The 12,020-nt window shown below is 71.5% G+C and carries 12 protein-coding genes; 1 reads left to right on the plus strand and 11 read right to left on the minus strand.

Annotated elements, in window-relative coordinates:
* From ACGFMK_RS37930 to ACGFMK_RS37955, 6 genes are all read right to left on the minus strand, one after another.
* Positions 1 to 172 (minus strand): response regulator transcription factor (locus ACGFMK_RS37930; RefSeq protein WP_392773921.1); only part of this gene is annotated, 172 nt, incomplete at its 3' end.
* Complete coding sequence (locus ACGFMK_RS37935; protein ID WP_392773841.1) at positions 169 to 1,344, minus strand: sensor histidine kinase; 1,176 nt, start codon at positions 1,342 to 1,344, stop codon at positions 169 to 171. The genes ACGFMK_RS37935 and ACGFMK_RS37930, both read right to left, overlap by 4 nt.
* Positions 1,345 to 1,362: 18 nt before the next feature.
* Positions 1,363 to 1,752, minus strand: a complete 390-nt coding sequence (locus ACGFMK_RS37940) for a DUF1707 domain-containing protein (protein ID WP_392773843.1) — start codon at positions 1,750 to 1,752, stop codon at positions 1,363 to 1,365.
* A 7-nt stretch (positions 1,753 to 1,759) separates the two neighbouring features.
* A complete protein-coding gene (locus ACGFMK_RS37945; protein WP_392773845.1) occupies positions 1,760 to 2,302 on the minus strand; it encodes a DUF1707 domain-containing protein in 543 nt (180 codons plus the stop codon).
* A gap of 58 nt (positions 2,303 to 2,360) precedes the next feature.
* On the minus strand, positions 2,361 to 4,157 hold the full coding sequence (locus ACGFMK_RS37950; protein WP_392773847.1) for an acetyl/propionyl/methylcrotonyl-CoA carboxylase subunit alpha: 1,797 nt from the start codon (positions 4,155 to 4,157) through the stop codon (positions 2,361 to 2,363).
* Between the two features lie 106 nt (positions 4,158 to 4,263).
* Positions 4,264 to 4,569, minus strand: a complete 306-nt coding sequence (locus ACGFMK_RS37955; protein WP_392773848.1) for an SAV_915 family protein — start codon at positions 4,567 to 4,569, stop codon at positions 4,264 to 4,266.
* Between the two features lie 92 nt (positions 4,570 to 4,661).
* Here ACGFMK_RS37955 and ACGFMK_RS37960 point away from each other — a divergent pair, with 92 nt between their 5' ends.
* Positions 4,662 to 5,384, plus strand: a complete 723-nt coding sequence (locus tag ACGFMK_RS37960; RefSeq protein ID WP_392773850.1) for a hypothetical protein — start codon at positions 4,662 to 4,664, stop codon at positions 5,382 to 5,384.
* Positions 5,385 to 5,445: 61 nt separating this feature from the next.
* On the opposite strand, the gene ACGFMK_RS37965 is transcribed toward ACGFMK_RS37960, so the two are convergent.
* The 5 genes from ACGFMK_RS37965 to ACGFMK_RS37985 form a co-directional block, all read right to left on the minus strand.
* Positions 5,446 to 6,798, minus strand: a complete 1,353-nt coding sequence (locus ACGFMK_RS37965; protein WP_392773851.1) for a dicarboxylate/amino acid:cation symporter — start codon at positions 6,796 to 6,798, stop codon at positions 5,446 to 5,448.
* A gap of 99 nt (positions 6,799 to 6,897) precedes the next feature.
* On the minus strand, positions 6,898 to 7,527 hold the full coding sequence (locus tag ACGFMK_RS37970) for a Maf family protein (RefSeq protein WP_392773853.1): 630 nt from the start codon (positions 7,525 to 7,527) through the stop codon (positions 6,898 to 6,900).
* A gap of 319 nt (positions 7,528 to 7,846) precedes the next feature.
* The gene (locus ACGFMK_RS37975; RefSeq protein WP_392773855.1) at positions 7,847 to 9,463 is read right to left on the minus strand and encodes a DHA2 family efflux MFS transporter permease subunit; all 1,617 of its coding nucleotides are present in this window, start codon (positions 9,461 to 9,463) and stop codon (positions 7,847 to 7,849) included.
* Positions 9,444 to 10,070: a PadR family transcriptional regulator gene (locus ACGFMK_RS37980; RefSeq protein WP_392773857.1), complete on the minus strand. Its 627-nt coding sequence runs from the start codon at positions 10,068 to 10,070 to the stop codon at positions 9,444 to 9,446. The genes ACGFMK_RS37975 and ACGFMK_RS37980 overlap by 20 nt, the downstream gene beginning before the upstream one ends.
* A 152-nt stretch (positions 10,071 to 10,222) precedes the next feature.
* The gene (locus tag ACGFMK_RS37985; RefSeq protein ID WP_392773858.1) at positions 10,223 to 11,806 is read right to left on the minus strand and encodes a TROVE domain-containing protein; all 1,584 of its coding nucleotides are present in this window, start codon (positions 11,804 to 11,806) and stop codon (positions 10,223 to 10,225) included.
* Positions 11,807 to 12,020 lie beyond the last annotated feature (214 nt).

A 12,020-nucleotide genomic window follows, 5' to 3' on the forward strand; every position in this document is an offset into this window, starting at 1 on the left:
GCATGCGCAGGTCCATCAGCACGACGTCGGGGTGGTGCCGGGCCACCTGCGCCAGCGCCTCCAGCCCGGACGCCGCCTCGCCGACGACCTCGATGTCCGGCTCGCCCGTGAACGCGCCGCGCAGCCCGTCGCGCACGATCGGGTGGTCGTCGGTGACCAGTACCCGGATCACAGCGCCGGGACCTGGGCGTTGACCGCCGTGCCGCGGCCCGGCGCGCTCTCGACCGACAGCGTCCCCGCCACCCGCTGGACGCGGTGGCGCATCGCTTCCAGCCCGAAGCCGGTGCCGTCGCCGCGGTCGCCGGGACTGAAGCCGACACCGTCGTCGACGACGTCCAGCAGCACCACTTCGTCCGAATAGGACAGTGTGAGCCCGATCCTCGACGCCTTCGCGTGCTTCTCCGCGTTGGCCAGTGCTTCCTGCGCGACGCGGTAGAGCGTGACCTCGACGTCGGGCAGCAGCGGCCGGACGTCGCCGGTGGTTTCGGTGTGCACGCTCACCCCGGACGTCCGCGTGACCCGGCCCGCCAGCTCGGAAAGCGCTTCCGGCAGCCGGGAACCGGCCAGCGGTTCGGGCCGCAGCGCCTGCACCGCGCGGCGCGCTTCGCTCAGGCTGTCCCGGGCCAGGTCGCGCACCTGCGCCAGCCGCCGGTCGCGGGCCGGCCCGTCCTCGCGGTCGGCGGCCTGCAGCTGCGTGACGATCCCGGTCAGGCCCTGGGCCAGCGTGTCGTGGATTTCGCGCGCCATCCGCTGCCGTTCGTCGAGCACGCCGGCCTCGCGCGCCTGGGTCAGCAGCTGCGCGTGCAGGCCCGCGTTCTCCGCCAGCGCGGCTTCCAGCCGGGCGTTCGCCTTGCGCCGCTTCTCGCTTTCGGCGCCGACGAACCAGGCCGCGTACAGCAGCGGCCCGACGACCGACACGGCGACCACCCACGCCGGGGTGTCCCCGTCCGAACCGGTGAACAGCATCGGCAGGACCGCGGTCGCGGCCACCGCGAACAGGCCCCAGCGGGCCGGGAACAGCAGGAACGCGAGCGGATAACCGAACGACGCGAAGCCGGTGAACAGCTCGTTGCGCGCCACCAGCACGACCGCGGCCGCGAGCACCCCCGCGAAGTACCCCACCGCCAGCCACGGGTGCGCCGTCCGGCGCGGGAGGAGCGGGATCAGCAGCGGCAGCCACACCGCCGTGACCACGACGACGGCCAGCGTGCCGCCCCAGTGCGGGTCGCGGCCCGCTCCCCAGAACGCACACGCCGCGAGCGCGGCCAGGCCGACGACGGTGAAGATCGGCCCGGCCAGCCGTGCGGTCCGGGCGTCCAGCGCGCCGGGCACCACGCCTATCATCGGCCGATTGTCGCAGGCTCAGCGCCGGCGGCGGAGCCCCGCGAGCATCGCGATCACCAGCGGCAGCGCGACCGAGATGATGAGCAGCCGCCCGCGGCTGAGGACGAGCACCGCGATCGCGACGACGATGGCGATCGGCACCGCGCTCGCGTTCAGGAAGCGCTGCACCTGGCTTTCGCCGGTCATCACCGGCACCCCCGGCACGGCCGCGCCGTTGACCAGCGCGCTCGGCCGGGGTGAGGGCAGGTCGTCGAACAGCGGCACGAGGTCGCTGACCCGCTTGGCCGCGGTGACCTTCGCGGACCGGGTGCCGTACTCGTCGATGTCGAGACGTCCGCTGCGGACGTGCTCTTCGAGGACGTCGAGGGCGTCCTGACGCTCGGCGTCGCTCAGGCGTAGGTCGCTCACGGCTGCGTCAGCGGCCCAGCTCGCGGCGGCGGTCGCGGTAGGAGTCGCGCAGTTCACGACGGCGCTCCCGGTCGCGCAGGTGCCGGTCGTGGCGGTCGTGGTGGTCGTGCGGCCCGCCGCCGTGGCCCCACATGCCCCTGGCGAACACGCTCGCCCCGATCGGGACGAGGATGAACACCCCGCTCACCACACCGGTGGCGATCAGGGCGATCGCCGCGATCCAGAGCACCGGGAGGATCGCGGCGATGAACCGCTGCGGGCTCGTCCAGCCGTCCGGCGAGCCGGACCGCTGCGGCGCGGGCTGCTTCTCCGCCGCCGTCGCGGCGACGGCCGCCTGGGGCGTGTCGTCGTAGCTGGGGTGGGGCGAGGGCAGATCGCCGAAGATCTCGCCGAGCTCGCCGCGAGTCTTGGCCGCCGTGATGCGGGCCGAGCGCTCGCCGTATTCGTCGATGTCGATCCGCCCCGCGGTCATGTGCTCACCGAGCGCGGTCAACGCGGACTCGCGGGTCTGGTCGCTGATCCGCAGCTGCGGAGACGGGACTTCGGTCACCTTGCCGATGGTAGGCCGCCTCGGGGGCGGCCCACCACGACATCTGTAACGAACTGTCCTACTTGATCTCGAGAAGCTGCGTGCCCTGCGTCACGGCCGCGCCCACCTCGACCGAAAGGCCGGTGACGGTGCCCGCTTTGTGCGCGGTGACCGGGTTCTCCATCTTCATCGCCTCGAGGACGACGATGAGCTCGCCGGCCTCGACGGTCTGGCCCTCTTCGACGGCCACCTTGACGATGGTGCCCTGCATCGGCGCGGTGACGGCGTCCCCGCTGACCGCCGCCTTGCCGCCGCCGGCGCGCTTGCGCGGCTTGGCCTTGACGGCGGTGCCGCCCCCGCCACCGCCGCCTTCGAGCGCGAACCCGCCGGGCAGCGACACCTCGAGGCGGCGCCCGCCGACCTCGACGACGACGTTCTGCCGGGGCTGCTCCTCGGCGGTCTCGACGTCCGGCGCGACGAACGGCTCGATCCGGTTGTCGAACTCGGTCTCGATCCAGCGCGTGTGCACGCTGAAGCCGTTCTCGTCGCCGATGAACGCCGGGTCGTCGACGATCACGCGGTCGAACGGCAGCACCGTCGCCATGCCTTCGACGACCATCTCGGCGAGGGCCCGGCGGCTGCGCTCCAGGGCGTTGTTCCGGTCGGAGCCGGTGACGATCAGCTTCGCCAGCATCGAGTCGAACTGGCCGCCGATGACGCTGCCGGACTCGACGCCGGAGTCGACGCGGACGCCGGGGCCGCTGGGCGCGACGAACTTCGTCACCGTGCCCGGCGCGGGCAGGAACCCGCGGCCGGCGTCCTCGCCGTTGATGCGGAACTCGATCGAGTGACCGCGTGGCTCGGGGTCCTCGGTGATCCGCAGCTTCTCGCCGCGCGCGATGCGGAACATCTCGCGGACGAGGTCGAGGCCGGTGGTCTCCTCGGAGACCGGGTGCTCGACCTGCAGGCGGGTGTTGACCTCGAGGAACGAGATCGTGCCGTCGGTGGCGACGAGGTACTCGACCGTGCCGGCGCCGTAGTAGCCGGCTTCCTTGCAGATTGCCTTCGCCGACTCGTGGATCCGGGCCCGCTGGTCGTCGGACAGGAACGGCGCGGGCGCCTCCTCGACGAGCTTCTGGTGCCGCCGCTGCAGCGAGCAGTCGCGGGTGCCGACGACGATCGCGTTGCCGTGCTGGTCGGCCAGCACCTGCGCCTCGACGTGCCGTGGCTTGTCGAGGTAGCGCTCGACGAAGCACTCGCCGCGGCCGAACGCCGCGACGGCCTCGCGCGTGGCCGACTCGAACAGCTCCGGGATCTCTTCGCGGGTGCGCGCGACCTTCAGGCCGCGGCCGCCGCCGCCGAACGCGGCCTTGATGGCCACCGGCAGGCCGTGCTCGTCGGCGAACGCGACGATCTCGCTCGCGTCCTTGACCGGCTCCTTGGTGCCCGGCACCAGCGGCGCGCCCGCGCGCGTCGCGATGTGCCGCGCGGTGACCTTGTCGCCGAGGTCGCGGATGGCCTGCGGGCTCGGCCCGATCCAGGTCAGCCCGGCGTCGATGACGGCCTGGGCGAAGTCCGCGTTCTCCGAGAGGAACCCGTAACCCGGGTGCACGGAGTCGGCGCCGGCGCGCTTCGCCGCGTCGAGCAGCTTGTCGGAGTCGAGGTAGCTCTCGGCCGCCGTGGTGCCGCCCAGCGCGAAGGCCTCGTCGGCCAGGCGCACGTGCGGTGCGTCGCGATCCGGGTCGGCGTACACCGCCACGCTGGCCAGGCCAGCGTCCTTCGCGGCTCTGATCACGCGTACCGCGATCTCGCCCCGGTTGGCGACCAGGATCTTGGTCACCGGACCACCGGTGGATTCGCCGACCTGCTCGGCCACCCCGCACCTCCTGCGTCCCGACAGCTGCATTGCTGACCGCTCACGCGGTACGGGGGAGTCTACGGATATGACGTCGGGAGTCTCTTGAGTGAGAGCTGAACCACGCTCAGACGAGCGTCCCGCCGTGCCGCAGCTCGGCGGGCAGCGGCGAGTCGAGCACGATCACGTCGTACGGGTTCGCGGCGTGCACCTTCGGCAGGTGCTCGGTGCTGACCAGCACCCACGGCTGGTGTTCGCCGCAGCAGTCGATCAACCGGTCGAGCGCGGTGAAGGCGACCAGCGCGGTCCGGCCGTCCGGCGTGCGGCGCAGCTCGATCGACGCGCCTTCGGCTTCACGGCTGGCGGGGCCGGTCGGGAGGTACAGAGCGGGGGGCAGGCTGGGGTTCGTCACCCGGACAACATAAACGAGCACTCTGCGCTACTCGCGACCCCGTCCGGTTGAACCGGACACACCTGCCGGGGCGCTGCCCACGCACGGTCGCGAAGCGGCTTACGCTCTGTCTTATGCGGACTTCGGCAGTGCGGACGCCTCGGTCGGCGCTGCTCACCGCCGTGCTGGCCGCGGTGGTCACGCTCGGCGCGATCGGCGCGGTGTTCCTGCTGCGCCCGCGTCCCGACGTGCCGGTGGACACGGTCACCGAGCCCGGCGCCGCGTCGGCGATCCCGGCCGTGACCTGCGGCGGCGGCCCGTGCCGCCAGCTCGCGGCGATGACCGTCGGCGGGACGCCGGTGGTGCTGCTGACCGACGCTTCGGGCGGTGCGGGGCAGGTGCGCGTCGGCCCGGAGCCGGGCACGGTGTTCGACCTGTCGATCGCGCAGCTGGGCGCCCGGCTCGGCGCGAACTCGCTGACCTGCATCGACGGCGCGTCGCCGACCTGCCTGATCCGCGGCGACCTCGGTGACGAGGGCACGGGCGCGTACGGCGAGCTGCTGGTCGAGGACGGGGGAGTGTGGCGCGACCCGGGCAAGCCGTACTTCGCGGACGCCGGGACGCTCTCGCTCTACGACGTCACGGCCGACGGCCGCCCGGACGTCATCGTGGTCCGCCACGACTGCCCCGGCGCGGCGTCGGGCACGGCCAAGTGCCAGGCGTCCCCGGTGCTGGGCGAGGTGTACGACCTGGGCGGCAACTCGCTGGGCTGCACCCGCCGGGTGACGGCGCCGTCGAACCTGCGCGGCTGGCCGGACGTCCGCCTGACGCGCGCCGACCTGCGCGCCTGCCCCTAAAGCCGTGAAGGCCTCCTTCCCGGCTCTTACGGCCGGTAAGGAGGCCTTCACGGCTTTCAGGTCAGGCGTGGGCGGGTTCCGCCTGGCGGGCGGTGGTGCCGTCGTCGCTGTGCTCGGGGTTGTCCGTCGGGGCGTTGAGGACGTCCTCGTCGAGGAGGCCCTCGCCGCGCGCCACGATCAGCGGCACCGTGATCTGGCCGGCGACGTTCGTGGCCGTGCGCATCATGTCCATGATCGGGTTGACCGAGTAGATCAGCGCCAGGCCGAGGGCCACCTGCTTGGCGTCGAGGCCGATGAACGACGTCGTCAGCGTGAACGCCGTCAGCCAGCCGGTGGTGCCGGCCGTCGCCAGCGCGCCGACCACCGCGACCACGACGATGCCCGCGTACTGCCAGAAGTTGAGCGACACCCCGGCCAGGTTCGCGACGAAGATCGCCGCGATCGCCGGGAAGACCGCCGCGCAGCCGTCCATCTTCGTGGCGCTGCCGAGCGGCGTCGCGAAGGCCGCGTACGCCGGCTGGACGCCGAGGTTCACCGCGGACTGGCGGGTCAGCGGCAGCGTCGCGGCCGAAGACTGCGAAGCGAACGCGAACTGGATCGCCGTGCCCGCCTTCGCGAAGAACTTCAGCGGGCTGACCTTCGCGACGAACCGCAGCAGGATCGGGTAGACGACGAACAGCACGAGCAGGCAGCCGACGTACACCGCGAGCGTCGTCGAGAACAGCGGACGGAACAGGGCGTCGCCGTAGTTGGACACCGCCGCGCCGATCAGGCCGACGATGCCGAGCGGCGCGAGCCGGACGATCCAGCCGAGGTAACGCTGGATGATCTCGAAGACGCTCGTCGTGAAGTCCACGAACGGCTTCGCGCGGTCACCCAGGCTGTAGGCGGCGGCGCCGATCACCAGCGCCAGGAACAGCACCTGCAGCGTCTCGCCGTCGGCGAAGGCCTGGAAGAAGTTCTCCGGCAGCAGGCCCTTGACGAACGCGTCCCACGAGCCCCAGCTGCTGACGCTCTTCGCCGCCTTGTCGGCGTTCTTCGCCGTCGCCTCGACACCGCCGAGCCCGCCGGAACCGGGGTTGAAGATCCGGCCTACCGCGATGCCGATCAGCGACGCGATGAACGACGTGATCGCGAACCACAGCACCGTCTTGCCGCCCAGGCGCGCGGCCGTGCGGCCGCCGCCGAGCCCGCGCAGGCTGTTGATGCCGACCACGATCGCCGTGAAGACCAGCGGGATCACCGCGATCTGCAGCAGCGTGGTGAAGATGCCGCCGATCTGGTCGAGGAGATCGGTCAGCCAGCCGGCCTCGGTCTGCCGTGCGACGACACCCAGCAGGGCGCCGACGACGAGCGAGCCGAGAACCGCGGCCGCGAACACCCGCGGCTTGGTGTATGTCCGTACGAAAGACACGGGGCGACTCCGGTGCTCGAAAGTTTCAGTCTTGCCAGGTGAAGACGACGTCAGGCCGGACCGAACTCTTCCAAATCACCCCATCGTGTGGCGCGCTTCTCAGGATGCGGGAGGCCGCCAGAGATCCACGACACTCACGCCGACCTCGGCCAGCAGGCGGCGCGTCAGCGGCAGGCTGAGGCCGATGACGCTGGTGTGGTCGCCGTCGAGACCCTCGATGAACCAGCCGCCCAGGCCGTCGATCGTGAACCCGCCGGCCACCCGCAGCGGCTCGCCGGTGCCGACGTAGGCGTCGATCTCCGCGGGACTCGGCGTGCCGAACCGGACGGTCGTCGACATCGAGCCGGACGCCTCCTTGGAGCGTGCGCCGCCGTCGAGCCGGACGACCGTGTGCCCGGTGAAGAGTTCACCGGTTGTCCCCGCCATCGCGGCCCAGCGCTGCCGCGCGGTGTCCGGATCGCCGGGTTTGCCGACCATGGTGCCGTGGATGTTCAGCATCGAGTCGCAGGCGACGACGACGGCGTCCGGGTGGGCCGCGGCGACCTGGTCGAGGACCGCCTCGGCCTTGGCCGCGGCGAGCGCCATGACCAGTTCGGCGGGGGACGGGTCGGCCAGCGAGGCGGCGACGGCGTCCTCGTCGACGCCGGAGACGAACACGCTCGGTTCGAGGCCGGCGGCGCGCAGGAGGGCGAGCCGGGCGGGGGACTGGGAGGCGAGGACGAAATGCACCCCGGGAACGTACCGGGAGGACTGTCGTGACCGAATTGTGACCGGCGCCACATGCCTGGAAGAGTTATTTTGTTGTGGCTCGCAACATATGGCGCGGAGGTGGTTCTCGTGACCGTGCGCGTGACGGACTCGACCGCGACGTCGTGGTCGACGTGGTGGGCGAAACGCCGGACGCCGAAGGCGCGGGCCGCGTCCCGCCCGTCGCCCGGTTCGGCCCCGGTAACCTCGCCTCCTGCAACGAGCTGAAGACCACCGCTCCCGCGGTACGTGCAGGCCCCCGCTCCGGAACCCGACCTCCGGAACGGGGGCCTGCACGGTCTCAGGCCGCGGCGGCCTCGGGGGCCGCCGGCGCCGGGGATTCCCAGCGCGGCTTGACCTTCCGCAGCATCGCCGCCGAGAGCACGCCCAGCAGCAGGACGACCATCGGCAGCAGCATCGTCACCCGGGCCGCGTCCGTCAGTCCGTTGTGGACGGCCTCGGTGGCCAGCCGCCCGGCCTGGGCGGCGACGTCGGCCGGCAGGCCCGGCATCGGCGACGGCCCGCCCGACGAGCCGAACTCACCCGTGCTCGCCGCGGCCTTCGCGATGCCCTGGGCGAACGGCTCCCGGTACTGCTCCGGCAGCTGTGAGGCCGCCTTCGTGGCTTCGTCCGAGATCGACGCCGTCACCCGCGCCTGCAGGAGGACGCCGATCGCGGCACTGCCGAGCACGCCGCCGACCTGGCGGGAGGTGTTGAAGATGCCCGACGCAGTGCCGGCCAGCCGCGGCTCGACCGAGCCCATCGTCATGTTGCTCATCGGCGAGAAGACGCAGCCGATGCCCAGGCCGCACAGGAGAAGCGCCGGGATGAAGCTCCACGGGCTGCTGTCCGGCGACGCCTGCAGCGCGATGACCCCCAGCCCGGCCGCGAGCGCGGCGAGGCCGAACATCACCAGGTACTTGCCGTTCACCTTGTCCGACGCGCGCCCGATGAACGGCGCCACGATCCCGGACAGCAGCGACATCGGCGCGGTCAGCAGGCCGGCCATGGTCGGGGTCAGCTCGAGCACCGACTGGATGTAGATGACCAGCGGCAGGAACATGCCGGTCATCGCGAAGCCGACCGTCGTCGCGGTCAGCGTCCCGGCCGAGAAGTTCCGGTTCGAGAACACCTGCAGCGGCAGCAGCGGCTCACGCTTGTTGAACCGTTGCCACACCACGAAAGCCACCAGCAGCAGCACCCCCGCGCCGATGATCTCGAACACGGTGATGCCGCCCCAGACCGTGCCCCAGTCGTACTGCTGGCCGTTCTGGACGCCGAACACGATGGCCAGCAGCGCCAGGCTCGACAGCACGATCCCGATCACGTCGAACGCGTGCGAGTGCTTCGGCTGCCAGTCCGGCACGAGCAGCAGCGTCAGGACGATGGCGACCACGCCGATCGGCACGTTGACGAAGAAGATCCACTCCCAGCCGAGGTGGTCCACCAGCACACCGCCGAGCAGCGGGCCCGCGATCGTCGCCAGGCCGGCGACACCGCCCCACATGCCCATCGCCGGGCCGCGCTTGGCCGGCGGGAACAGGTGCGTGATGAACGCCAGCGTCTGCGGGGTCATCAGCGCGGCGCCGAGCCCCTGCACGGCACGCGCGGCGATGAGCATCTCGACGTTGCCGGAGAGGCCGCACCACAGGGACGCGCCGGTGAACACGACCAGCCCGGCGAGGAACACGCGCTTCGGGCCGAAGCGGTCACCGAGGCGGCTGGTGAACAGCATCGGCACGGCGTAGGTGAGCAGGTAGACGCTGATCACCCAGACGACCGAGTTCAGTCCGGCGTGCAGCTCGCGCAGCATGGTCGGGATCGCGATCGACACGATGGTCGTGTCGAGCAGGATCATGAAGAAGCCGATGCACAGCGCGCTGAGCGCCGCCCACGGGTTAGCTTGTCTTGCGTTCATCGTCGTCTTCCCTGGTGATGAGCGTGAGGTGCGGTGGGTCGCACTCCTGGAACGGGATCCGCCCGGAGCGCAGGTCTTCGTGGAGCCGTTCGGTCCACTCGAGCTCGAACTTGCGGTGGTCGCAGCTGTAGCGCCAGTCCAGCCAGTAGATCTCCGGCGTCTTGTCCTCGGCGAGGCGCCGCAGCACCGCCTGGTCGGCGGCGACCGCGGCGCGCAGCCGCATGAGCCGGGTCTCGATCTCGACGAGTGACGTCTCGCGCCCCAGCTCGTCGATCACGGCGAGCCCGGACAGGTAGGCCGGGAACTCCTGGGCGACGTCGCCGAGCAGCTCGCGGCCGCGCTGGTTGAACACGTCCAGCCCGGTCTGCGTCATGCCGTAGACGGTCCGTTCGGGCCGCCTGCCGTCGCGCTGCGTGTCGACGACCTGGATGTAGTTGTCGCGCTGCAGGCGCTCCACGGTGTGGTAGAGCGAGCCCGCCTTCACGTTGACGCGGGTGCTCACGTACCGCTCGCGCATGAGCTGGGCCATCTCGTAGGGGTGCATGGGCTTCTCGTGGAGCAGCTCCAGCACGGCGAGGCCGAGTGGGGTCAGCTTGGCCGAAGCCATGATCGTTTGGTCCCTCCGAGTGACTCCGGGTCGTTTATTCCACGTGGACTATACGGCGCAGACTATGTGCCGGTCCACGGCGAAATCTGTGACCGTGCGTACACAGCGTGGAGACCCCCATGATCCCGTCTTGGGGGTCTCCACGGCTTCTCTCAGAAGGGCCAGTCGGCGTTCCGGCCCGCTTCCAGCAGCGGGATCATCCGGAATCCCTGGTCGGTCAGGCCGCCGAAGGTGTGCCGGTGCGCGGTCCCGGACGGCGCGTGGCCGAGCCGGTACCCCGCCAGGTTCCACGTGTACAGCGGCACGCGCGCGGGCAGCGCCTGCCCGACGTCACCGTACGAAGCCTGCTCGTCGGTGAGGATGACGACGCGGTCGTGCCCCGCGAAGTGCTTCTTCACCGCGGCCTCGGTGTCGGTGCCGTTGCCGATGAAGTACCCACCGGACTTCCAGCTCTCGACGTCGGACAGCAGCGAACCGCCCTTGCGCAGCTTGAACACCTTCGTGCCCGGCCGCAGCCCGAAGCGGCTCGAGAACGACACGACGTCCGCGTCCGCGCAGCGCCGCGCGAGCGCCAGCCCGAACACCGCGGCGGCGTCCCAGCGCATCAGGCTGCCGTCCCGGCTGAAGCCCGCGTTCATCGACGCCGACGTGTCGACGAGGATCAGCGTGCGGCCCCGCAGCTCCGGCACGTTCGCCAGCGCGTGCGAAATCGCCTGCTCCAGCGCCCACGCCCAGCGCAGCGACGGCGCCGCCCGGTAGGCCGCGAGGAACCGCATCGGCAGCTGCCGCGACTTCGCGACTTGCGCCGGCGCGGCCAGCCGCTGCGCGACCCGCAGCGCGACGTCGTCCGAGACGCCCGCCTCGTCGAAGTTGCGCAGGTTCCGCAGCAGGGCCATGTAACCCATCGACGGGATCAGCGCCTCCCAGACCCGCGCGTCGAGCGGACCCTGCAGCCAGCCGGCGACCGACTCCCAGGTCATGCCCGCGCCCCGCAGCACGTCCGCCGCGTCCGGCCGCTCGAACAGCGCCCGGCGGCGATCGACGTCCCACGACAGCAGTTCGGCCCGCGCGCGCAGCACGGCGAGGCTCTTGGGGACGGCGTTGCCGCGGTCGTGCCGTTCGTCGAGGACGTGCCGGAACAGCGCGCCCTGGGTGTCGTCACGCTTGCCCGGGTGGGTCAGCTCGAGGACGTCGGCGAAACGGAACGCCCGCGTGGCGGAGTCCCACTTGACGAAGGCGCGCTCGTCGAACAGCCGCGTGGCCGCGTCGGCGATGCCGCGCTTGACCGGCTTCGGCACGTTCTTGCCGTGCACGGAAGTCCAGTACGCGAGCAGCTCGCCGGGCTCGTCGGCCCGCTGCAGCACGCTGTCGACGACCTGGCGGCCCAGCCCGTCGAGACCCGCGTCGCGGCGCGCCTTGGCGAACTCGGCCGCGCCGACGAGCGCCGCGGTGCGCAGGTTCGCCTCGGTGCGCAGCCAGCGCAGGAACCGGGCGGTCCACTGTGGATCCTCGAGCGTGGTCCGCCGCACCAGGTCGGTGTACCGGGTGTCGCGCGTGTCCGCGGACTCGTAGAAGGTGTGCTCGCCGACCATGTTGGTGACGGCGAGCAGGAAAAGCTCGGACCGCGTGTCGCGCGCGTACCCGGCGCCGCCCTGGTGGGTGCCGCCGGACGGCGTGGCCCCGCCGCGGACCGGCGAGGTCGCGGCGGGCGCGCGTGCGGTGTTGAACTTGGTCATTTCTCCCCCTTTTGCGGGAGCCACGACCACAGCGGTGCCCGAGATCGAAGTCGGTGAAGGTACGTTGCTGCTCTGCCATTGAGCTACCGGACCGCGTAGTGGTCCGGGAGGGATTCGAACCCCCAACCTGCCCATTAAGAGTGGAAGTAACCCTCGCCTGCGCACCGGGCACCGGTGAAGTGGTGGCTCCCGAGATCTGTTGTGGCTCGCGGGT

The organism is Amycolatopsis sp. NPDC049252 (genome assembly GCF_043197175.1).
Taxonomy (GTDB): Bacteria; Actinomycetota; Actinomycetes; order Mycobacteriales; family Pseudonocardiaceae; genus Amycolatopsis.